This window comes from Streptomyces mobaraensis NBRC 13819 = DSM 40847 (genome assembly GCF_017916255.1).
GTDB classification, from domain to species: Bacteria; Actinomycetota; Actinomycetes; order Streptomycetales; family Streptomycetaceae; genus Streptomyces; species Streptomyces mobaraensis.
This window is the reverse complement of sequence record NZ_CP072827.1, coordinates 1,853,099-1,875,262: the sequence shown is the minus strand read 5'-3', so window position 1 is coordinate 1,875,262 and position 22,164 is coordinate 1,853,099. Positions and strand designations below refer to the sequence as shown.

The window sequence follows — 22,164 nt, the reverse complement described above, 5'->3', positions numbered from 1 at the left end:
TCCCGTGGACGTCTCCCTGACGCTGTGGCTGGTGACCGTCGCCGGTCTCTGCGCCCTGATCGCCGCCGACTTCTTCATCGGCGGCCGGAAGCCGCACGAGGTCACCCTCAGAGAGGCCGGTACCTGGACGGTCGTCTGGGTGGTCCTCGCGGGACTGTTCGGTCTGGGCCTGCTGTTCCTCGGCGGCGGACAGCCGGCGGGCGAGTTCTTCGCCGGCTACATCACCGAGAAGTCGCTGAGCGTCGACAACCTCTTCGTCTTCGTCCTGATCATGGGCAAGTTCGCGGTGCCCGCCGCCTACCAGCAACGGGTGCTGATGGTGGGCGTGCTCATAGCCCTCGTCCTGCGGGCCGTGTTCATCGGCGCCGGCGCGGCGATCATCGCCAACTTCTCCTGGGTCTTCTACATCTTCGGGGCGTTCCTCGTCTGGACCGCCTGGAAGCTCATCCAGGAGGCCCGCGGGGACGAGGAGGAGGAAGAGTTCGAGGAGAACCGCTTCCTGAAGGCGGTCGAACGCCGCTTCCCCTCCACGGACCGGTACCACGGCACCAAGCTCTTCGTCGTGGAGGGGGGACGGCGCCTGATGACGCCGATGCTGATCGTCATGCTGGCGATCGGCACCACCGACGTCCTCTTCGCCCTGGACTCAATCCCGGCGATCTTCGGCCTCACCCAGGACGCGTACATCGTCTTCACGGCCAACGCCTTCGCCCTCATGGGTCTGCGCCAGCTGTACTTCCTGATAGGCGGCCTGCTGCGGAAGCTGGTCCACCTCTCGTACGGGCTGTCGGTGATCCTCGGCTTCATCGGCGTCAAGCTGGTGCTGCACGCCCTCCACGAGAGTGGGGTGCCGGTGCCGGAGATCAGCATTCCGGTCTCGCTGGGCGTCATCTGCGCGGTGCTCGCCGTCACCACGGTCACCAGCCTGCGTGCCTCGGCCAAGGCCGAGCGGGCCGGCGCCGAGGGGAGCCGGGAGGGCGCTGACGTCCACGCGGACGTCTGAGCCGACGCGTTCCCAGGTGCTCGCGCCGTTCCGCGGGCCCGGGAGCCCGATCCGCGGGGCGGTGACCGGTGTCGCCTCGGGCGCGGCGCTCGGCGTGACCCCCGGCGGGGCGTCCGGCACCTCCGGGGCCGCGGGCCGGGTCTCCTCCGTGGACGCGGGCCGGGTCTCCGGCAGCAGGGCGAAGCAGACCAGGCTGAGCAGCGCGACGGCGACCAGGTAGACGGCCACTCCCCAGGGCGGCCGGTCCCCCCGGGTGACCGCCGTGGCGACCAGCGGGGTGACGGCGCCGCCCAGGATGCCCGCGAGGTTGTAGCCGACGGTGGCGCCCGTGCAGCGCACCCGGGGCGCGTAGAGTTCCAGCAGGTACGCGCCGACCACGGCGAACGCGATCATGAAGGCCAGCATCGCCACCACGAAGCCCACCGTCATCAGCACGGGGTTCCCGGTGTGCAGCAGGGCGACCATCGGGAACATCCACAGGACGACGGCCACGCAGCCGGCCAGGCACAGCGGGCGGCGTCCGACGCGGTCGCCGAGGAGGGCGAGCGGCGGGGTGACGACGCCCGAGGCGACGACCGCCACCATGACGCAGACCAGCATGACGGTGCGGTCGACGCCGAGCTGTTCGGTGCCGTAGGCGAGGGCCCAGGTGGTGACCGTGTAGTAGACCGCGTAGCCCATGGCCAGCCCGCCGGCGGAGAGCAGGACGAGCCGCCAGTGGTCGCGTGCCACCTCGGCGATCGGCAGTGGGGCCCGCTGCCCGGGAGCGAGCGCGTGGAACTCGGGGGACTCGCTGATCCGGTTGCGGAGCAGCATGCCGCCGACCGCGAGCACGCCCGCCACCCAGAACGGCACCCGCCAGCCCCAGGAGCGGAACTGCGCGTCGGTGAGGCCGACGGAGAGGCCGAGGGTGATGCCGTTGGCGAGCAGGAAGCCCAGGGGAGGGCCGAGTTGGGGGAAGCACGACCACAGCGCGCGGCGGTGCGCGGGGGCGTGTTCGGTGGTGAGCAGTACGGCACCGCCCCACTCGCCGCCGAGGCCCAGCCCCTGGAGGAAGCGCAGGACGAGGAGGAGCAGCGGGGCGGCGGCGCCGATCGCGGCGTACGGGGGCACCAGCCCGACGGCGACGGTGGCGACGCCGGTCAGCAGCAGGGAGACGACGAGGACGGGACGCCTGCCGTACCGGTCGCCCACGTGCCCGAAGAGCACGGACCCCAGCGGGCGGGCGATGAAGCCCACTCCGAAGGTGCCGAACGCCGCCAGGGTGCCCATCAGGGGCGAGGCGGTGGGGAAGAAGAGCGGCCCGAGCACCAGCGCGGCCGCGGTGCCGTAGGCGAAGAAGTCGTAGAACTCGATGGCCGTCCCGACGAGGGAGGCCGTTGCCAGGCGGAGCATGGCGGGGAGACCGGTGGGGCCGGCAGGACCGGTGGGGCCGGCAGAACCGGTGGGGGAGCCGTCACGGTGCATGTACCGTCCAACTTCCCGTGCCGGTACGGGACACGGGGCGCGCGGACGCGTTTCCGGGGGCGCGAAGGAACCTCCGCTTCCGGTTGTCCTGCGATGGACGCGCGCCCCCCGGCGCCTCACGGCGGACGTGCGCCCCCCCGGCGGAACGCCGGAGAGCCCGGCGCCGCCGTCACATCCGTCTCACCAGCCGCGCTCGCGCCACTCCGCGAGGTGCGGCCGCTCGGCGCCGAGGGTGGTGTCCGCGCCGTGTCCGGGATAGACCCAGGTCTCGTCCGGAAGCCGCCCGAAGAGCTTGGTCTCCACATCGCCGATCAGGCTGGCGAACGCGGTGGGGTCGTCGTGCGTGTTGCCGACGCCGCCCGGGAACAGGCAGTCGCCGGTGAAGACGTGCGGGTGGCCGTGCGGGTCGTCGTAGACCAGCGCGATGCTGCCCGGCGTGTGGCCGACCAGGTGGACGGCGGTGAGGGGCACCCGGCCCACCCGGATCTCGTCGCCGTCTTCGACGGGCATGTCCGTGGGCACCGGGATGCCCTCGGCGTCGTACCGCCCCGCGTAGGTGCGGGCACCGGTGGCGTCCACGACCTCGCGCAGCGCGCCCCAGTGGTCGCCGTGCCGGTGGGTGGTGACGACCGAGGCGATCCCGCCGTCGCCGATCAGGCCGAGCAGCGTGTGCGGCTCGGCGGCGGCGTCGATCAGCAGCTGCTCGTCCGTCGCGCGACAGCGCAGCAGATAGGCGTTGTTGTGCATCGGACCGACCGCGACCTTGGAGATGATCAGATCGGTCAGCTCGTGTACGTCGGCGGGCCCGCCGACCTTCACCGCTCCCGTGTATGCCATGGGATCAGCCTAGTTCCTCGGTACGGCAACGGGCCGTGGGCGGCCGGCCCCGCGGCCGTACCCGGCGTCACAGCGGAGGCAGGGCCGGGACGGGGCTCCCGCCGGTGTCCAGGGCGGCGGCGTCGTTCCGGCCCGCGAGCCAGCCCAGCAGCGCGGGCGCGGGGCCGGAGACGCGCAGCCGGGGGCCGTCCGTCCCGCCCGTCCGCCACTCCCGCCCGTCCTCCGCGGCGAGCAGCAGGGGCGGCACCCCGGGGTGGCCCGAGAACCGCCGGGCCAGGAAGCCGATCTCCCGGTCGGTGAACTCGGCGGGCAGGTCCGCGAGCCCGTAGCCGATGCCGAGGTCCACGTGGTGCAGCTCGACCTCGATCAGCCGCCGGAAGGGGACCCGGGAGGCGCGGTCCGTGACGCCGTTGCGGAGGGTGACCGTGCGGGAGAGGTCGCCGGGGGCGGCGGCCGCCTCCAGGAAGCGCCGTGAGCTGTCCCGCAGGTCGGCGAGGTGGACGGCGAGGGGGCGCGGGGCGTCCCGTTCGATGTCGGCGTCCCGGACCGCCGCGTCGGCGTACATCGGCCGTCCGGCGAGCACGTTGACCAGGGCGTCGGCGTTGCGCGAGAGATGGGCCAGGACGTGGCCGCGGGTCCAGCCGGGGAGCCGGGAGGCTTCGGCGAGGGCGGGCTCCGGGAGCTTGGCCACGGCGGTCAGCAGCCGGTCGGTGGCCTCGCCGACCAGGGCGAGGTCGTGCTCGTGATCAGCCATGGCCCGACGATAGCGCCGCCACTCTTTCGGGTGAAGGAGTCGGACTCCGGCCGTGAATCGAACGCGCGTGCTATACGCTCGATGTGCGGCATCCTGGAGAGATGGCCGCAGCGCTCTCGTACCCTGGCTGGGTCGGGAGCATCGCTCCGCACTGACCCCTGCCGCCGCGACGGGCCCGCATCACGGGCCGGCGTCGCGTGGCGGCGGGGCCGGCGCACCCCCTCGTCTTCTCAAGAAAGGTGCCGACCGGCGTGGCAGACCGTCTCATCGTCCGTGGCGCGCGCGAGCACAACCTCAAGAACGTCTCGCTCGACCTCCCCCGTGACTCCCTCATCGTCTTCACGGGTCTTTCCGGGTCGGGCAAGTCGTCCCTCGCCTTCGACACGATCTTCGCCGAGGGGCAGCGCCGCTACGTCGAGTCGCTCTCCTCGTACGCACGGCAGTTCCTGGGCCAGATGGACAAGCCCGACGTGGACTTCATCGAGGGCCTGTCCCCGGCCGTGTCCATCGACCAGAAGTCGACCTCGCGCAACCCGCGCTCCACGGTCGGCACGATCACGGAGGTCTACGACTACCTCCGCCTGCTGTTCGCCCGGATCGGCAAGCCGCACTGCCCCGAGTGCCGGCGGCCGATCTCCCGGCAGTCGCCGCAGGCCATCGTCGACCGGGTGCTGGAGCTGCCCGAGGGCAGCCGCTTCCAGGTGCTGTCGCCGCTGGTGCGCGAGCGCAAGGGCGAGTACGTCGACCTCTTCTCCGACCTTCAGACCAAGGGCTACAGCCGCGCCCGGGTGGACGGCCAGACCATCCAGCTGTCCGAGCCGCCCAAGCTGAAGAAGCAGGAGAAGCACACCATCGAGGTGGTCGTCGACCGCCTCACCGTCAAGAGCAGCGCGAAGCGCCGGCTGACCGACTCGGTCGAGACCGCGCTGGGCCTGTCCGGCGGCATGGTCATCCTGGACTTCGTCGACCTCCCCGAGGACGACCCCGAGCGTGAGCGGATGTACTCCGAGCACCTCTACTGCCCGTACGACGACCTCTCCTTCGAGGAGATGGAGCCGCGCTCCTTCTCCTTCAACTCGCCCTTCGGCGCCTGCCCGGACTGCACCGGCATCGGCACCCGCATGGAGGTCGACCCGGAGCTGATCGTCCCGGACGAGGACAAGAGCCTGGACGAGGGGGCGATCAGCCCCTGGGCGCACGGCCAGAGCAAGGACTACTTCCACCGCCTGGTCTCCGCCCTCGCCGACGAGCTGGGCTTCCGCACCGACATCCCCTGGGCGGGACTGCCGCAGCGTGCCAAGAAGGCCCTGCTGAACGGCCACCGCACGCAGGTCGAGGTGCGCTACCGCAACCGGTACGGCCGCGAGCGCGCGTACACCACCTCGTTCGAGGGCGTCATCCCGTTCGTCAAGCGGCGGCACTCCGAGGCGGAGAGCGACTCCAGCCGCGAGCGCTTCGAGGGCTATATGCGCGAGGTGCCGTGCCCGACCTGTGAGGGCACCCGCCTCAAGCCGGTCGTGCTGGCGGTCACCATCCAGGGCCGCTCCATCGCGGAGGTCTCCGCGATGTCCATCAGCGAGTGCGCCGACTTCCTGCGGGACATGACGCTCACCGGCCGCGAGAAGAAGATCGCCGAGCGCGTCCTCAAGGAGGTCAACGAGCGGCTCCGCTTCCTCGTCGACGTCGGCCTGGACTACCTCTCGCTCAACCGCGCGGCGGGCACCCTCTCCGGCGGCGAGGCGCAGCGCATCCGGCTCGCCACGCAGATCGGCTCCGGCCTGGTCGGCGTGCTGTACGTGCTGGACGAGCCGTCCATCGGTCTTCACCAGCGCGACAACCACCGGCTCATCGAGACGCTGGTGCGGCTACGGGACATGGGCAACACCCTGATCGTCGTCGAGCACGACGAGGACACCATCAAGGTCGCCGACTGGGTGGTGGACATCGGCCCGGGGGCCGGCGAGCACGGCGGCAAGGTCGTGCACAGCGGCCCGCTGGCCGAGCTGCTGGCCAACGACGCCTCGATGACCGGGCAGTACCTCTCCGGGCGGCGCGCCATCACCACTCCGGAGCTGCGGCGCCCGATCGACCGGAAGCGCATGCTCACCGTGCGCGGCGCCCGGGAGAACAACCTGCGCGACATCGACGTGGCGTTCCCCCTCGGGGTGCTCACGGCCGTCACCGGTGTCTCCGGTTCCGGCAAGTCGACGCTGGTCAACGACATCCTGTACACGCACCTGGCCCGTGAGCTGCACGGCGCCCGCACGGTCCCCGGCCGGCACACCCGGGTGGACGGCGACGACCTGGTCGACAAGGTCGTCCACGTCGACCAGTCGCCGATCGGCCGGACGCCGCGCTCCAACCCGGCCACGTACACGGGTGTGTTCGACAACATCCGCAAGCTCTTCGCGGAGACGATGGAGGCGAAGGTCCGCGGCTACCTGCCCGGCCGCTTCTCCTTCAACGTCAAGGGCGGCCGCTGCGAGAACTGCTCCGGCGACGGCACCATCAAGATCGAGATGAACTTCCTGCCGGACGTCTACGTGCCGTGCGAGGTCTGCCACGGGGCGCGGTACAACCGCGAGACGCTGGAGGTGCACTACAAGGGCAAGTCCATCGCCGAGGTGCTGGACATGCCGATCGAGGAGGCGCTCGACTTCTTCGAGGCGGTCCCGACGATCGCGCGCCACCTGCGGACCCTCCACGAGGTCGGCCTCGGGTACGTGCGCCTCGGGCAGCCCGCCCCGACGCTGTCCGGCGGCGAGGCGCAGCGCGTGAAGCTCGCGAGCGAGCTGCAGAAGCGCTCGACGGGCCGCACGGTGTACGTCCTCGACGAGCCGACGACCGGTCTGCACTTCGAGGACATCAACAAGCTGATCTCGGTGCTGTCGGGTCTGGTCGACAAGGGCAACAGTGTGATCGTCATCGAGCACAACCTCGATGTGATCAAGACGGCCGACTGGATCGTCGACATGGGCCCGGAGGGCGGCAAGAACGGCGGACTGGTCATCGCCGAGGGCACGCCGGAGGAGGTCGCGGCCGTCGAGGACAGCCACACCGGCCGGTTCCTGCGGGAGATGCTCGGCGAGCGGGTGGGCGACCCTGACCCGGAGGACGCTCCCAAGCGGGGTGCCGGGGGCCGGAAGGCGCCCGCGAAGAAGACCGCCGCGAAGGCGGCGGCCGGCAAGCCGGCGGCGGTGAAGAAGACGGCGGCGAAGAAGACGGCCGCCAAGAAGGCGCCGGCCAAGAAGGCGGCTGGGCGCCGGGCCTGACAGCCGGGCCGACGTTCGGGTCCGTACCCCCGCGGGGGCACGGACCCGAACGCGTACCCGGGGGCCTTCCGCCGCCGCTCGGGCACGCCGTACCCGGTGGCGTACTGCCGTACGGGCCGCCGCGCTCGTACGGCACCGCGCGGAGGCGCCCGGCCGGTGGCCGGTATCGTCGGGACCGATCGTCACAGCAGCCCCGGCGGCACCGCCCGTCGGCGTACCCCCGTGGGAGCCACCATGACCAGCCCGCAGCCGGCGCCCTGCTGCGCCTCCCGCCGTACCGTCCTGCGCGGGGCCGCGCTCGCGGGCGCGGCCGGGCTGGGCGTCACCGCCTGCGGCGGCAAGGAGGGCGACGCGGCCTCCGCGACGCCCACCGCCCCCGTCGAGCTGGGCGCGGCGGGCGAGGTCCCGGTCGGCGGGGCGCGGCTCTACCGGGAGGAGCGGGTCCTGGTCACCCGGCCGAAGAAGGACGAGTACCGGGCGTTCAGCGCCGTCTGCACGCACGCCGGCTGCGTCGTCTCGAAGATCGAGGACAGTGTGGCCGTCTGCCACTGCCACGGCAGCAAGTTCGACGCGAACACCGGCAAGGTGCTGCACGGCCCGGCCTCGGTGCCGCTGCCCGAGGTGCCGGTGCGGGTGACCGGCGACCGGCTGGTGGCGGGCCCGAAGGGCTGACCGGCATCCGGCCCTCGGGGGAGGCGATCCCTCAGGCCGGATCCGCCAGGCCGCCCACGGCGCGCGTCGGGGCTCGTCCTCCGCCCCGGGGCCCGCCCCTGCCGCACGGCCCATGGACCCGCCGCAACGCCGCCCGCCCGCGTCGGGACTCCTCCGCCCCGGGGCCCGCCCCTGCCGCACGAGCCGTAGGCCCGCCGTTCACGACCAGTCCCACCCGATCCCCACGATCCCCGGCCGCACCGCCGATTCCACCAGGTGCACCCCCGGATGCCGCCCCGCCAGCGTCAGTTCCTCCTGGCCGCCGCGCGGCGCGTTCGCCGTGGCCTGGCTGAAGCGGAGGCAGCGCACGGGCAGCGCGGTGGCGTCGAAGCGGACCTGGAGGACGTACTGCCCGCCCGCGAAGCTGAAACCGCGCACGTACTCGCTGCTCTGGCCGCCCGTCCCGTCGTCGAACGCGTAGCCGAGCAGATACGTTTCACCGCACCGCAGCCGGGTGTCGAACAGCAGCTCCGCGACCAGGACGCCCGCCCCAGCGTGCCACCGGACGCGTCCCACGCGGCAGTTCTCGGTGGCGCGGACGCCGATTCGGGCCGGGTCGCAGCCGGCGTCCCCGTAGTGGATGGCGACATAGCGGTCCACACCGTCCCGGTGCGCCCGGACGACGTGGTGGGACTCGCGGCCGCGGAGTTCGCGCCGCGCCCCGATGCGGACGTGCTCCAGGTGGCAGACCGTGTGCAGCCCGCCGTCGGCGGGGGTCTCCAGCTCGGCGAGGAGCCGTTCCACCGCGCGGGCCTCGTCCATGAGGGCGCGCAGCGAGCGCGCGGCGGGGCGCTCGGACGCGGGCCGGGCCACCGGCTCGAGTAACCGGGTGAGGGCCTGCGCCGGCAACTCCAGGATCTCCTCCAGCAGGCGCACCGCGCGCAGCGACTCGGGGCGACGCGGTCTTCGGGCCCCCTGCTGCCAGTAACTGAGGCTGGTGACACCGACCGTGACGCCGCGTTGGGCGAGCCTGCGCTGCACCCGGTGCAGGGCCAGGCCGCGCGCCGTCAGCGCGGTGCGCAGTGCCAGGTGGAAGGGTCCGGTGCGCAGTGCCTGGGCCAGTTCGGCCTCGGCGTCCCGGGTGCTGGTCCGTACCATCTGCTCGCTGCCTCCTGTGAATATTCACTCGGGGTGACCGGGGTCACGGCCGCGTGGAGGACAGCGTTCCTCCTGACGGGCACAGGGCGTTCACAACCGTCGTGATCCGTTCACTTGGGTGTTCCCTTCCGCATTCAAGCCGGTTGACCGACACCCGACAACATCCGATGCTCCTCACCAGCGTCCGGACGCGCTCCTCCACCGAACCACCCCACCACGGGAGGAACGTCCATGTCCCGTGCCTCGGCACAGCTCGAAAGAACCTCCATACCCCCCGCCCACCGCAGACCCCGAATATCCCCCACCCCCCGCCCACGCGGCAGACGACTGTCCGTCGCCGCCCTCACCGCCGCCGCGCTGATCGCGCTGCCCGCCGCCACCGCCACGGCCGCCCCCACCGGCCACGAACTGCGCGGCGCCGACAAGCTGAACATCTCCATGCAGGCCCAGCAGAAGAACAACTGGTGCTGGGCCGCCTCCGGCAACACCATCGCCACCTGGTTCGGCCGCAAGTACAGCCAGAACCAGTTCTGCAACGCCGCCTTCAACCGGCAGCAGGGCACCGACTGCCCCAACAACCAGGCCAACCTGGGCAACGTCCAGAACGCCCTGCGCTGGGCCGGCATCAACAGCGGCTCGTACGTGGACGGCTGGCTGCGCTACTCGACCGTGCAGAGCGAGATCAACGCCAACCGGCCCATCGAGACGCGCATCGGCTGGAAGTCCGGCGGCGGCCACATGCACGTCGTCTACGGCTACGACGACTCCAACAGCATGGTCTACTGGGGCGACCCGTGGCCGAGCAGCAACCGCTACAACTGGGCGTCGCACAGCTGGTACGTCAACAACAACCAGTTCGCCTGGACGCATTCGCTCTACCGGATCGGCGGGTGAGGTCATGACCACGCGTGAAACCCACCGTCCCGGCCGGACGTTCGCCCGTGTCGCGGCCACCGGCGCCCTGACCGCCGGCGTCCTCGCCCTCACCCCGCTCGCCCACGCCGCACCGCCGCCCGCGGCCCCCGCCCCGCCCGCCGCCGGGCTGGCGGCGGCCCGCGACACGGCGGCGTCCCCCGCGACACTGGACACCCTGTCCCGGTTCTTCGCCCGGGACGGCGCCATCGCCAGGACGGCCGCCAAGCCGCGGATCGAGGGCGCGGCCGTGCCCGTCTACGCGCTCTCGCCCGACTTCGTGGCCGGCAAGCGGAACGCGCCCGTCGCCACGCTGGAGTACCTCGCCAGCAAGGCCGTCTCGGCCGACGGCCAGAAGGCGTCGGTGTGGACCGCGGGCGGCGGCACCGACTGGAAGGTCGTCAACATCGCCACCGGTGACGACGAGACGCGCTACGCGGCCGAGGGGGCGAAGAAGCTCAGCGGCGGCACCGTCTTCCGCGAGCCCCAGGTCAACGCCTGGTACGTGCAGCGCGCCGACCGGATCCTGCCCCTGAACCCCGAGGCCGTCCGGGCCGTCGGCGCCGGGGGCACCACCGTGGACGCCTACCGGGACCGCGTCCACAAGGCGTACGGCGACAAGCTGCCCGGCTCGGCCTACGCGAAGAAGGGCCTGGCGGGCGGCTACGAAGCCGGAGCCGAGGCCCAGGCGGCCGACGCCCCGGCGCCGCTCGCCGCCGAACCCGCCGGCTCGGCGTCGGACTCCGGTTCCGGCACCACCACCCTGGCCGCCTCGGCCGGCGGCGCGGCCCTGGCCCTCGGCCTGGGCACCGTCGCCGTCCGCAGGCTCCGGCGCCGCTGACGCGACGCCGGGAACCCCCCACACGCTCCGGCCCCGGCGCCCTCCACGCGCCGGGGCCGGAGCACCGTCCGCCGAGCCTCCCGGCCGCCGCGACACCGGCCTTGTCAGTGCCCGCAAGTAGGGTGTGAGACATGGCCGACCCCAGCAGCTACCGACCCAAGCCGGGACAGATCCCCGACTCGCCCGGGGTGTACCGGTTCCGTGACGAGCACGGCCGGGTGATCTACGTCGGGAAGGCGAAGAGCCTGCGCCAGCGGCTCTCCTCGTACTTCCAGGACCTCGCCGGTCTGCACCCGCGCACCCGCACGATGGTGACCACCGCCGCCTCCGTCGAGTGGACCGTGGTCGCCACCGAGGTCGAGGCGCTGCAGCTGGAGTACTCCTGGATCAAGGAGTACGACCCGCGCTTCAACGTGAAGTACCGGGACGACAAGAGCTATCCGTACCTGGCCGTCACCCTGAACGAGGAGTTCCCGCGCGTCCAGGTCATGCGCGGCGCCAAGAAGAAGGGCGTCCGCTACTTCGGGCCCTACGCGCACGCCTGGGCGATCCGCGAGACCGTCGACCTGATGCTCCGCGTCTTCCCCGTCCGCACCTGCTCCGCCGGGGTGTTCAAGCGCTCCGCCCAGATCGGCCGCCCTTGCCTGCTCGGCTACATCGGCAAGTGCTCCGCCCCCTGCGTCGGCCGCGTCACCCCCGAGGAGCACCGCGAACTGGCCGAGGAGTTCTGCGACTTCATGGCCGGCCGCACCGGCGCCTACCTCCGCCGGCTGGAGCGGCGGATGCAGGAGGCGGCCGAGGAGATGGAGTACGAGAAGGCCGCCCGCCTCCGCGACGACATAGGGGCGCTCCGCCGCGCCATGGAGAAGAACGCCGTCGTCCTCGCCGACGCCACCGACGCCGACCTGATCGCCGTGGCCGAGGACGAGCTGGAGGCGGCCGTGCAGATCTTCCACGTCCGCGGCGGCCGGGTGCGCGGCCAGCGCGGCTGGGTCACCGACAAGGTCGAGGCGGTGGACACCGCGGGCCTGGTCGAGCACGCCCTCCAGCAGCTCTACGGCGAGGAGCAGGGCGACGCGGTGCCCAAGGAGGTGCTCGTCCCCGCCCTGCCGGACCCCGTGGAGCCGGTCGCCGAGTGGCTGACCGCCCGCCGCGGCTCCCGCGTCGACCTGCGCATCCCGCAGCGCGGCGACAAGAAGGACCTGATGGCGACGGTCCAGCGGAACGCCCAGCAGGCGCTGGCCCTGCACAAGACCAAGCGCGCCTCCGACCTGACCACCCGCTCCCGCGCCCTGGAGGAGATCGCCGAAGCCCTCGGCCTGGACTCGGCGCCGCTGCGCGTCGAGTGCTTCGACATCTCCCACCTCCAGGGCCAGGACGTGGTGGCGTCCATGGTCGTCTTCGAGGACGGGCTCGCGCGGAAGAGCGAGTACCGCCGCTTCCAGATCAAGGGTCGTGTCGGAGACACGCAAATCTGGCACGGCGAGGGTCAGGACGACGTCCGGTCCATGCACGAGGTCGTCTCCCGCCGCTTCCGCCGCTACCTGCGGGAGAGCCAGAAGACGGGGGAGTGGACCGTTGAAGAGGCGGCGGAGACGGGAGAGCCCGAGGAGGACACCGCCGGTCCCCGCGACGACAACGGACGCCCCAAGCGCTTCGCCTACCCGCCGCAGCTCGTCGTGGTCGACGGCGGCCGGCCCCAGGTGCAGGCCGCCCGCCGGGCCCTGGACGAGCTGGGCATCGCCGACGTCGCCGTCTGCGGCCTCGCCAAGCGCCTGGAGGAGGTCTGGCTGCCGGACGAGGAGGATCCGGTCGTCCTGCCGCGCACCAGCGAGGGCCTCTACCTGCTCCAGCGCGTCCGCGACGAGGCGCACCGCTTCGCCATCGCCTATCAGCGCGGGAAGCGGACCAGGACGATGAAGGCGTCCCCGCTGGACGCCGTCCCGGGCCTGGGCGACAGCCGCAAGCAGGCGCTGCTCAAGCATTTCGGGTCGGTGAAGAAGCTGCGGGCGGCCACGGTCGAGCAGATCTGCGAGGTGCCGGGCGTCGGCCGGAAGACCGCCCTGGCCGTCGCCGCCGCCCTGGCCGAAAGCGCCCCGCCCGCCCCGGCCGTCAACATGGCGACGGGCGAGATCCTGGACGAGTCCGAGGGATGATGGAGACGACGGCGAGAAGCGCGGGAGCGGCCGGCGGGCGCGTGACCCCGGTCCGGCCGCCGCACCCTGCGAGGATCAGGGAAAGAGCACAGGGAGAGCCGGACGGACGGGGCCGCGACCACGGCCCCGCCGGCAGAACGGGGGACACCACATGCAGGACGGCATGAACGCACACGATCGGGACGGAGCAACGGTGAGTACGGGTACGACGGCGGACACGACCGGCGAGGCGGCGGGCATCCCCGAGCTGGTCATCATCTCCGGCATGTCGGGGGCGGGCCGCAGCACCGCCGCCAAGTGCCTGGAGGACCTCGGCTGGTTCGTCGTCGACAACCTGCCGCCCGCGCTCATCCCCACCATGGTCGACCTCGGCGCCCGCTCCCAGGGCAACGTGGCCCGGATCGCGGTGGTCGTCGACGTCCGCGGCCGGCGGTTCTTCGACAACCTCCGCGAGTCCCTCGCGGACCTCGCCGCCAAGAAGGTCAAGCGCCGAGTGATCTTCCTGGAGGCGTCCGACGACGCCCTCGTGCGCCGCTTCGAGTCGGTCCGCCGCCCGCACCCCCTCCAGGGCTCCGGCCGCATCGTCGACGGCATCGCCGCCGAGCGCGACCTGCTCCGCGAGCTGCGCGGCGACGCCGACCTCGTCATCGACACCTCCAGCCTCAACGTCCACGAGCTGCGCGCCAAGATGGACGCCCAGTTCGCCGGCGAGGAGGAGCCGGAGCTCCGCGCCACCGTCATGTCCTTCGGCTACAAGTACGGCCTGCCCGTCGACGCCGACCTGGTGGTGGACTGCCGCTTCCTGCCCAACCCGCACTGGGTCCCCGAGCTGCGCCCCTTCACCGGCCTCAACGAGGAGGTCTCGGGCTACGTCTTCAACCAGCCCGGCGCCAAGGAGTTCCTCGACCGCTACACCGAGCTGCTCCAGCTCATCGCGGCCGGCTACCGCCGCGAGGGCAAGCGCTACGTGACGATCGCCGTGGGCTGCACGGGCGGCAAGCACCGCTCGGTCGCCATGTCCGAGAAGCTCGCCCACCGCCTCGTCTCGGAGGGTGTCGAGACCGTCGTCGTCCACCGGGACATGGGGCGCGAGTGACCGGCCGCGGTTTCCGGATGCGCCGCGCCCGCCGGGTCGTCCCCGGCGGGCCCCGCGGCGCCGAGCGGCGCCTCCAGCGCCGCACCCAGCCCAAGGTCGTCGCCCTCGGCGGCGGCCGCGGGCTGTCCGCCTCGCTCGCCGCGCTGCGCCGGATCACCGGCGACCTGACGGCCGTGGTCACCGTCGCCGACGACGGCGGCTCCAGCGGCCGGCTGCGCGACGAGCTCGGCGTGCTCCCCCCGGGCGACCTGCGCAAGGCCCTCGCCGCGCTCTGCGGCGACGACGACTGGGGGCGCACCTGGTCGCGCGTCGTCCAGCACCGCTTCGCCAGCGAGGGCGACCTGCACGGCCACGCCGTCGGCAACCTGCTGATCGTCGCCCTCTGGGAACAGCTCGGCGACCACGTCAAGGCGCTGGACCTGGTCGGCAAGCTGCTCGGCGCGCACGGCCGGGTGCTGCCCATGTCCGCCGTTCCGCTGGAGCTCCAGGCGCTGGTCCGCGGGCACGACCCCCGCGAGCCGGACGCCGTCACCACCGTCCGCGGCCAGGCCACCGTCGCCCTCACCCCCGGCGAGGTGCACTCCGTGCACGTGGTCCCGGAGGACCCGCCGGCCGTGCCCGAGGCCGTCGAGGCGGTCCTGGACGCCGACTGGGTGGTCCTCGGCCCCGGCTCCTGGTTCTCCTCGGTGATCCCGCACCTGCTGGTCCCCGAGCTGCTGACCGCCCTGCAGGAGACCAAGGCCCGCCGGGTGCTCTCGCTGAACCTCGCCCCCCAGCCCGGCGAAACCGAGGGCTTCTCCCCGCAGCGTCATTTGGAGGTTTTGGCCCGACACGCCCCTAAACTCGCCCTGGACGTGGTGCTGGCCGACGAGGCCGCCGTGCCCGACCGGGACAGCCTCCGGGACGCCGCCAAGCGGCTCGGCGGCACGGTCGAGCTGGCGCCGGTCGCCGCCCAGGGAAGTTCCGCAACGCACGATCCGGAACTGCTGGCCGCCGCGTACGACCGTATTTTTCGGATGCATGGAAGGATCGGCCCATGGCGATGACGGCAGCGGTGAAGGACGAGATCTCCCGGCTCCCCGTCACCCGGACCTGCTGCCGGAAGGCGGAGGTGTCGGCGATCCTCCGCTTCGCCGGCGGCCTGCACCTGGTCAGCGGGCGCATCGTGATCGAGGCGGAGCTGGACACGGGCATCGCGGCCCGGCGGCTGCGCAAGGACATCCTGGAGATCTTCGGCCACGCCTCCGACCTGGTCGTCATGGCCCCCGGCGGACTGCGCCGCGGCAGCCGGTACGTGGTGCGGGTGGTGGCGGGCGGTGACCAGCTGGCGCGCCAGACCGGCCTGGTCGACGGCCGCGGCCGCCCGATCCGCGGCCTGCCCCCGCAGGTCGTCTCCGGTGCCACCTGCGACGCGGAGGCCGCCTGGCGCGGCGCCTTCCTGGCGCACGGCTCGCTGACCGAGCCCGGCCGCTCCTCGTCCCTGGAGGTCACCTGCCCCGGTCCCGAGGCGGCGCTCGCCCTGGTCGGCGCCGCCCGCCGGCTCCAGATCGCGGCCAAGGCCCGCGAGGTGCGCAACGTGGACCGGGTCGTCGTCCGCGACGGCGACGCCATCGGCGCGCTGCTCACCCGGCTCGGCGCCCATGAGTCGGTGCTCGCCTGGGAGGAGCGCCGGATGCGCCGCGAGGTGCGGGCCACCGCCAACCGGCTGGCCAACTTCGACGACGCCAACCTGCGGCGCTCCGCCCGGGCCGCCGTCGCCGCCGGAGCCCGGGTCCAGCGGGCCCTGGAGATCCTCGGCGAGGAGGTCCCCGAGCACCTCGCCGCCGCCGGCCGGCTGCGCATGGAGCACAAGCAGGCGTCCCTGGAGGAGCTGGGCGCCCTCGCCGACCCGCCGCTCACCAAGGACGCCGTGGCCGGCCGGATCCGCCGGCTGCTCGCGATGGCCGACAAGCGCGCCCAGGACCTCGGCATCCCCGGCACCGAGTCCAACCTGACCGAACTGGCCGATCTGCCGGAGGATCTGGTGGACGGCATGGTCAAGGGCATGGCCGGCTGACGCCGGTCGTGACGGTGCGTCTCGGGCCACCGCGCCCCGACGCCGGGCGCCCCGGCCGGTCCTGCGGACCTTGCCGGTCCTGCGGACCCTGCCAGTCGGGCCCGTCCTGCCGGTCGGGCCCGTCCAGTCGCTCCGGTTCGCCCTGCCGGTCCGGCCCGTCCAGTCGTACCGGCCCATGCTGCCGGGGCGGTCTGTCCCGCCGGTCCGGCCCGTCCAGTCGCTCCGGCCCGCCCTGCCGCTCCGGCCGGTGCCACCGCTCCGGCCGGTCCCACCGGTCCTGCCGGCCTCCTCGATCCGGCCGTGCCGGTCGGTTCCGGCCGACTTCGCCGTCGGCGCCCCGGCGGGCCGGCCGCCCCGCCGGGCAGGACGCCCCCACCCCCGTCCAGGCCCTATTGACATGCCCATGGGCCCTCGGAAGCCTGTCGTCCGGCATAGACGGGACAGACAACGGCAAGGGGGGTTCATGAGACGCAGGACACGAGCGACCCTCGCGGCGGCATCGCTGATCCTCGGCGGAGTCACCGCGGCACCCTTCGCACAAGCCGCACCCTTCGCACCCGCACGACCGGACACCGGCGCCGCCGACGCCGCCGAGGCACCGACCGTATGGACCGGTGAGATCACCCAGGCCCAGGTGCCGCTGCTGCTCAAGGCGGGCGTCGACGGGCACGAGCTGGGCCGGCCCGCCGGGGACCGGGCCGTCCCGGTGGAGCTCTACCTCACCCGCGCGCAGGCCGACGAACTGCGCGGGCAGGGCGTGAAGCTCACCGAGAAACGGATGTCGCCCCGCGCCCGCGAGCGCCTCAAGCCGGGAGGCGACGGCGTCTTCCGCCCGTACAGCGGCCCCAAGGGGCTCCAGCGGGAGATCATCGACACCGGCCGGGCCCACCCGGGGCTGACCAAGGTCGTGAGCATCGGCAAGACCGTCCGCGGGCAGGACATCCTCGCCCTCAAACTCAGCAAGGACGCGGCCGGGAGCAAGGACGGCTCCAAGCCCGCCGTGCTCTACATGTCCAACCAGCACGCGCGGGAATGGATCACTCCGGAGACCACCCGGCGGCTGATGCACCACTACCTCGACCACTACGGCAAGGACCCGCGGATCACCCGGCTCGTGGACCGCACCGAACTGTGGTTCGTGCTCTCCGCCAATCCCGACGGCTACGACCACACCTTCAAGAGCCCCGACACCCGCTTCTGGCGGAAGAACCTCCGCGACAACAACGGCGACGGGAAGATCACCGCGGGCGACGGTGTCGACCTCAACCGCAACTTCCCCTACAAGTGGGGCTACGACAACGAGGGCTCGTCCCCCGATCCGGCCTCCGAGACCTACCGCGGCCCGGCCCCCGCCTCCGAGCCCGAGACCAGGGCGCTGGACGCGTTCGAGAAGCGGATCCGCTTCTCCTACGCCGTCAACTACCACTCCGCCGGGGAGATGCTGCTCTACGGCGTCGGCTGGCAGGTCGCCACGCCCACGCCCGACGACGTCCTCCTCAAGTCCCTGGCCGGGACGCCCGAGAAGTCCGCGATCCCCGGCTACCGGCCGCAGCTCTCCTCCGAGCTGTACACCACCAACGGCGAGGCGGACGGTCACGCGGCGAACGTCAACGGGACGCTGATGTTCACCCCGGAGATGTCGACGTGCCGCACCGCCTCGCGCGCGGACACCTCGGGACGCTGGGACCCGGCGGACTGCCCGTCCGAGTTCGCGTTCCCCGACGACAAGAAGCTGATCCAGGCGGAGTTCGCCAAGAACCTGCCCTTCGCCCTCTCCGTCGCCGAGACCGCCGCCCGCGGCGACCGCCCGGCCTCCGTCACCGGCCTGGACGCACCGGACTTCACCCCGCACGCGTTCAGGGCCTCCTTCGCGCGCGGCACGGGGCAGACCGTCGCCGTCACCGCCCGCAAGAGCGTGCGCGACAAGAAGCTCAACTACCGCGTCGACGGCGGGAAGACGCGCACCGCGGCCGTCAAGCCCTGGAAGGGCGGCAAGCGCTACGGCGGGCACGACAACATCCGCTTCGACGAGTACCGGGGCACGGTCCCGAGGGCCCGCGAGGGAGCCAGGGTGGAGGTCTGGTTCACCGGGCGCACGGCCGAGGGCAAGGCCACCCGCAGCACGTCCTTCACCTACACCGTCTGGCACCGCCCGCCGGCCGACACCCTGGTCATCGCCGACGAGGGCGGCACCGCCCCGGCCCGGCACGCCGTGACGTACACCGAGGCCCTGTCCAAGGCCGGGCACCAGGGGCTGATCTGGGACGTCGCCCGGGACGGCACCCCCGACCCGCTCGGCGTCCTCTCCCACTTCACGACGGTCCTCTGGTACACGGGCGACAACAAGCCGAGCGGCGGCACCCTGCTCGCCGTCCGCGACTACGTCAACGAGGGCGGCAAACTCGTCACGATGGGTGAGCGGGCCGGCGGCGAGTCCCGCGTCGGCCGGGCCGACACGGACGACTTCGCCCAGTACTACCTGGGCGCCTACGCCCGTACCCCGGCACAGCACCCCAAGCGCTTCGCCGGCACCGGCCCCCTGGCCGGCGTCCGCGCCGACCTCGCCGACGCGCCGGGCAACCCGCTCGACGCCGCCGGCACCTACGTCGTCACCTCCGACGCGCTGCGCTCCGGCTCCTTCCCGCAGTTCCGCAGCGCGCCGGCCGGCGACTACCCCGGCGTCCGGGGCGCGTACGAACCCTGGGCCGGCCGCTGGATGGCCAACGCCGCGCACAAGGACCGGGCCTGGATGCGGCTCGCCCGAACCGTCGATCTGACCGGCGTCCGCGCCGCGGCCAAGCCGGCGCTCGGCCTCCGCCTCAGCGTCGACACCGAGCCGGAGTACGACCAGGTGATCGTCGAGGCGCACACCGTCGGCCGGGAGGACTGGACCACCCTGCGCGACACGAACGGCGGTACGACCGACGAGGTCCCGCAGGGCTGCCCGGCACTGGTCGCGCTCCACCCCTTCCTCAAGCACTACCTCACCGTCGCCGGCGACGACTGCGCCGCCCGCGGCACCAGCGGCGTCTGGCACCGCTTCACCGGCTCCACCCAGGGCTGGCACGCCGCCTCGTTCGACCTGAGCGGCTACGCGGGCCGGAAGGTCGAGCTGGCCGTCTCCTACGTCACCGACTCCGGCACCGGCGGTCGGGGCGCGCTCGTGGACGAGGCCGCGGTCACCGGCGTCGACCGGGCCGCCGAGGGTTTCGAGAGCGGATCCCTGGGCACCTGGAAGGCTCCCGGGGCACCGGCCGGGAGCGCCAGGAACGTCGGCGACTGGGCGGCCTCCCGGGCACTCGCCCACTCCTCCGCCGCCGTCGTCACCCCCGACACCGCGCTGCTGGGCTTCGGCCTGGAGCACGTGCGGGACGGTAAACAGCGCGTGACCCTGCTGCGCGCCGCACTACGCGCCGTGCACGGCTGACCAGGGGGGCGCCCCCACGGGAGGCAGCCCCTTGTGGTAGTGGTCCGCGCCCCTTCTCCGAGGGGCGTGGACCCCTGTCCCACCAGGCCCGCCAATGTCACGTACGTCCCGGGTTGGGGGTAGGGTCGGTGGTGGTCGGGGACATCCCATACAGTCGCCGGGACAGACCGGCACACCAACGAGGAGATCGGTTCGTGACGATCCGCGTAGGCATCAACGGCTTTGGCCGTATCGGTCGAAACTACTTCCGTGCGCTCCTGGAGCAGGGTGCGGACATCGAGGTCGTCGGTGTCAACGACCTGACCGACAATGCCACCCTGGTCCACCTGCTGAAGTACGACAGCATCCTCGGTCGTCTGCAGCAGGACGTCAGCCACACCGACGACTCGATCACCGTCGGTAACCAGACGTTCAAGACGATGGCCGAGCGCGACCCCGCCAACCTGCCCTGGGGCGAGCTGGGCGCCGACATCGTCATCGAGTCCACCGGCATCTTCACCAAGCGCGAGGACGCCGCCAAGCACCTCGCCGCCGGCGCGAAGAAGGTCCTCATCTCGGCTCCGGCCAAGAACGAGGACATCACCATCGTGATGGGCGTCAACCAGGACAAGTACGACGCGGCCAACCACCACGTCATCTCCAACGCCTCCTGCACCACCAACTGCGTGGCGCCGATGGCCAAGGTCCTCGACGAGAGCTTCGGCATCGTCAAGGGCATGATGACGACGGTCCACGCGTACACCAACGACCAGCGCATCCTGGACTTCCCGCACTCCGACCTGCGCCGCGCCCGCGCCGCCGCGGAGAACATCATCCCGACCTCGACGGGCGCCGCCAAGGCCACCGCCCTGGTCCTCCCGCAGCTGAAGGGCAAGCTGGACGGCATCGCCATGCGCGTCCCGGTCCCCACCGGCTCGGTCACCGACCTCGTCCTTGAGCTCGACCGCGAGACCACCAAGGAAGAGATCAACGCCGCCTTCCAGAAGGCCGCCGAGGGCCAGCTGAAGGGCATCCTCGAGTACACCGAGGACCCGATCGTCTCCTCGGACATCGTCAACTGGCCGGCCTCCTGCACCTTCGACTCGCAGCTCACCATGGTCCAGGGCAAGCAGGTCAAGGTCGTCGGCTGGTACGACAACGAGTGGGGCTACTCCAACCGTCTGGTGGACCTCACCGTCTTCGTCGGCGGTCAGCTCTGATCCCGGCCTGACGGCTACGCCCACCGGCACAGCGATGCAGCGGACGGGGCTCGAACGGCGCGACGGCGCGCCGTCCGGGCCCCGTCCCATGACCCTTACGGACGTCACCGGAGTCACGGCATGAAGACGATCGACGAACTCGTTCAGAGCGGCGTCGAGGGCAAGCGGATCTTCGTCCGCGCCGACCTCAACGTGCCCCTGGAGGGCACCACCATCACGGACGACGGCCGCATCCGCGCCGTCGCCCCGACGATCGCCAAGCTCGCCGCGGCGGGCGCCAAGGTGATCGTCGCCTCCCACCTGGGACGTCCGAAGGGCGCCCCGGACCCCGCGTTCTCGCTGGCCCCCGTCGCCGTGCGGCTCGGTGAGATCCTGGGCAAGAACGTCTCGTTCGCCACCGACACGGTCGGGGACAGCGCGAAGGCCACCGTCGCCGCTCTCGGCGACGGCGAGGTCACGCTGCTGGAGAACCTCCGTTTCAACGCGGGCGAGACCAGCAAGGACGACGCCGAGCGCGGCGCGTTCGCCGACGCCCTCGCGTCGCTCGCCGACCTCTACGTGGGCGACGGCTTCGGCGCCGTGCACCGCAAGCACGCCTCGGTCTTCGACCTCCCGGCGCGCCTGCCGCACGCCGCGGGCGACCTGATCGCCACCGAGGTCGGCGTCCTCAGGAAGCTGACCGAGGACGTCAAGCGGCCGTACGTCGTGGTCCTCGGCGGCGCCAAGGTCTCCGACAAGCTGGGCGTCATCGACCACCTGCTGGAGAAGGCCGACCGCATCCTCGTGGGCGGCGGCATGGCGTACACCTTCCTCAAGGCCAAGGGCCACGAGGTCGGCATCTCGCTGCTCCAGGAGGACCAGATCCCGGCCTGCCTGGAGTACCTGGCCCGGGCCGAGAAGCGCGGCGTGGAGTTCGTCCTCCCGGTGGACGTCCTGGTCTCCGCCGACTTCCCGGACCTCAAGGGCAAGACCCCGGCCAACCCGGACCTCGTCGCCTCCGACGCCATCCCGGCGGACAAGGAGGGCCTCGACATCGGCCCGAAGACCCGGGAGCTGTACGCCTCGAAGCTCGCCGACGCCGGCACCGTCTTCTGGAACGGCCCGATGGGCGTCTTCGAGCACCCCGACTACGCGAACGGCACCAAGGCCGTCGCGCAGGGCCTGCTGGACTCGCCGGGCTTCACCGTCGTCGGTGGTGGTGACTCGGCCGCGGCCGTGCGCATCCTGGGCTTCGACGAGAACGCTTTCGGCCACATCTCGACCGGCGGCGGCGCCAGCCTCGAGTACCTCGAGGGCAAGACGCTCCCCGGCCTCGCCGCACTGGAGGACTGAACC

The 22,164-nt window shown here is 72.4% G+C and carries 15 protein-coding genes and 1 pseudogene; 12 read left to right on the top strand and 4 right to left on the bottom strand.

Annotated features, from left to right (window positions below; translation table 11 throughout):
• Nucleotides 1–4: 4 nt before the first annotated feature.
• A complete protein-coding gene (locus tag J7W19_RS07600; RefSeq protein WP_004948060.1) occupies nt 5–1,003 on the top strand; it encodes a TerC family protein in 999 nt (332 codons plus the stop codon).
• A 129-nt stretch (nt 1,004–1,132) separates the two neighbouring features.
• Here J7W19_RS07600 and J7W19_RS07595 read toward each other — a convergent pair.
• From J7W19_RS07595 to J7W19_RS07585, 3 genes and pseudogenes are all read right to left on the bottom strand, one after another.
• A pseudogene (locus J7W19_RS07595) lies at nt 1,133–2,398 on the bottom strand (MFS transporter); the annotation flags it as partial.
• A 252-nt stretch (nt 2,399–2,650) separates the two neighbouring features.
• The gene (locus J7W19_RS07590) at nt 2,651–3,307 is read right to left on the bottom strand and encodes an MBL fold metallo-hydrolase (protein ID WP_004948056.1); all 657 of its coding nucleotides are present in this window, start codon (nt 3,305–3,307) and stop codon (nt 2,651–2,653) included.
• Nucleotides 3,308–3,374: 67 nt separating this feature from the next.
• Nucleotides 3,375–4,061 carry a maleylpyruvate isomerase family mycothiol-dependent enzyme gene (locus J7W19_RS07585; RefSeq protein WP_004948055.1) on the bottom strand — a complete coding sequence of 229 codons (687 nt, stop codon included), beginning with the start codon at nt 4,059–4,061 and terminating at the stop codon, nt 3,375–3,377.
• Nucleotides 4,062–4,312: 251 nt separating this feature from the next.
• Between J7W19_RS07585 and uvrA the strand changes: the two genes are divergently transcribed.
• Both uvrA and J7W19_RS07575 read left to right on the top strand, forming a co-directional pair.
• Nucleotides 4,313–7,333 (top strand): excinuclease ABC subunit UvrA, encoded by a 3,021-nt coding sequence (uvrA, locus tag J7W19_RS07580; RefSeq protein WP_040890761.1) that lies wholly within the window; start codon nt 4,313–4,315, stop codon nt 7,331–7,333.
• Nucleotides 7,334–7,567: 234 nt separating this feature from the next.
• Complete coding sequence (locus tag J7W19_RS07575; RefSeq protein WP_004948048.1) at nt 7,568–8,005, top strand: QcrA and Rieske domain-containing protein; 438 nt, start codon at nt 7,568–7,570, stop codon at nt 8,003–8,005.
• Nucleotides 8,006–8,203: 198 nt separating this feature from the next.
• On the opposite strand, the gene J7W19_RS07570 is transcribed toward J7W19_RS07575, so the two are convergent.
• The gene (locus J7W19_RS07570; protein WP_004948046.1) at nt 8,204–9,142 is read right to left on the bottom strand and encodes a hypothetical protein; all 939 of its coding nucleotides are present in this window, start codon (nt 9,140–9,142) and stop codon (nt 8,204–8,206) included.
• A gap of 231 nt (nt 9,143–9,373) precedes the next feature.
• Between J7W19_RS07570 and J7W19_RS07565 the strand changes: the two genes are divergently transcribed.
• From J7W19_RS07565 to J7W19_RS07525, 9 genes are all read left to right on the top strand, one after another.
• A complete protein-coding gene (locus J7W19_RS07565) occupies nt 9,374–10,036 on the top strand; it encodes a papain-like cysteine protease family protein (protein ID WP_004948043.1) in 663 nt (220 codons plus the stop codon).
• A gap of 4 nt (nt 10,037–10,040) precedes the next feature.
• Nucleotides 10,041–10,895, top strand: a complete 855-nt coding sequence (locus tag J7W19_RS07560; protein WP_004948042.1) for a hypothetical protein — start codon at nt 10,041–10,043, stop codon at nt 10,893–10,895.
• A gap of 131 nt (nt 10,896–11,026) precedes the next feature.
• Entirely contained in the window at nt 11,027–13,051 is a 2,025-nt protein-coding gene (uvrC, locus tag J7W19_RS07555) for an excinuclease ABC subunit UvrC (RefSeq protein WP_004948036.1), read from the top strand.
• Nucleotides 13,052–13,214: 163 nt separating this feature from the next.
• Nucleotides 13,215–14,147: an RNase adapter RapZ gene (gene rapZ / locus J7W19_RS07550; protein WP_078588105.1), complete on the top strand. Its 933-nt coding sequence runs from the start codon at nt 13,215–13,217 to the stop codon at nt 14,145–14,147.
• On the top strand, nt 14,144–15,193 hold the full coding sequence (locus J7W19_RS07545) for a gluconeogenesis factor YvcK family protein (RefSeq protein WP_004948031.1): 1,050 nt from the start codon (nt 14,144–14,146) through the stop codon (nt 15,191–15,193). Before rapZ ends, J7W19_RS07545 begins: the two co-directional genes overlap by 4 nt.
• A complete protein-coding gene (whiA, locus tag J7W19_RS07540; protein ID WP_004948030.1) occupies nt 15,184–16,203 on the top strand; it encodes a DNA-binding protein WhiA in 1,020 nt (339 codons plus the stop codon). Before J7W19_RS07545 ends, whiA begins: the two co-directional genes overlap by 10 nt.
• A gap of 463 nt (nt 16,204–16,666) precedes the next feature.
• Nucleotides 16,667–19,630, top strand: a complete 2,964-nt coding sequence (locus tag J7W19_RS07535; RefSeq protein WP_004948027.1) for a M14 family metallopeptidase — start codon at nt 16,667–16,669, stop codon at nt 19,628–19,630.
• A gap of 194 nt (nt 19,631–19,824) precedes the next feature.
• Complete coding sequence (gene gap, locus J7W19_RS07530; RefSeq protein ID WP_004948024.1) at nt 19,825–20,829, top strand: type I glyceraldehyde-3-phosphate dehydrogenase; 1,005 nt, start codon at nt 19,825–19,827, stop codon at nt 20,827–20,829.
• Nucleotides 20,830–20,949: 120 nt separating this feature from the next.
• Nucleotides 20,950–22,161, top strand: coding sequence for a phosphoglycerate kinase (locus J7W19_RS07525; RefSeq protein ID WP_004948021.1), 1,212 nt, complete (start codon nt 20,950–20,952; stop codon nt 22,159–22,161).
• The last annotated feature ends 3 nt before the right edge of the window (nt 22,162–22,164 follow it).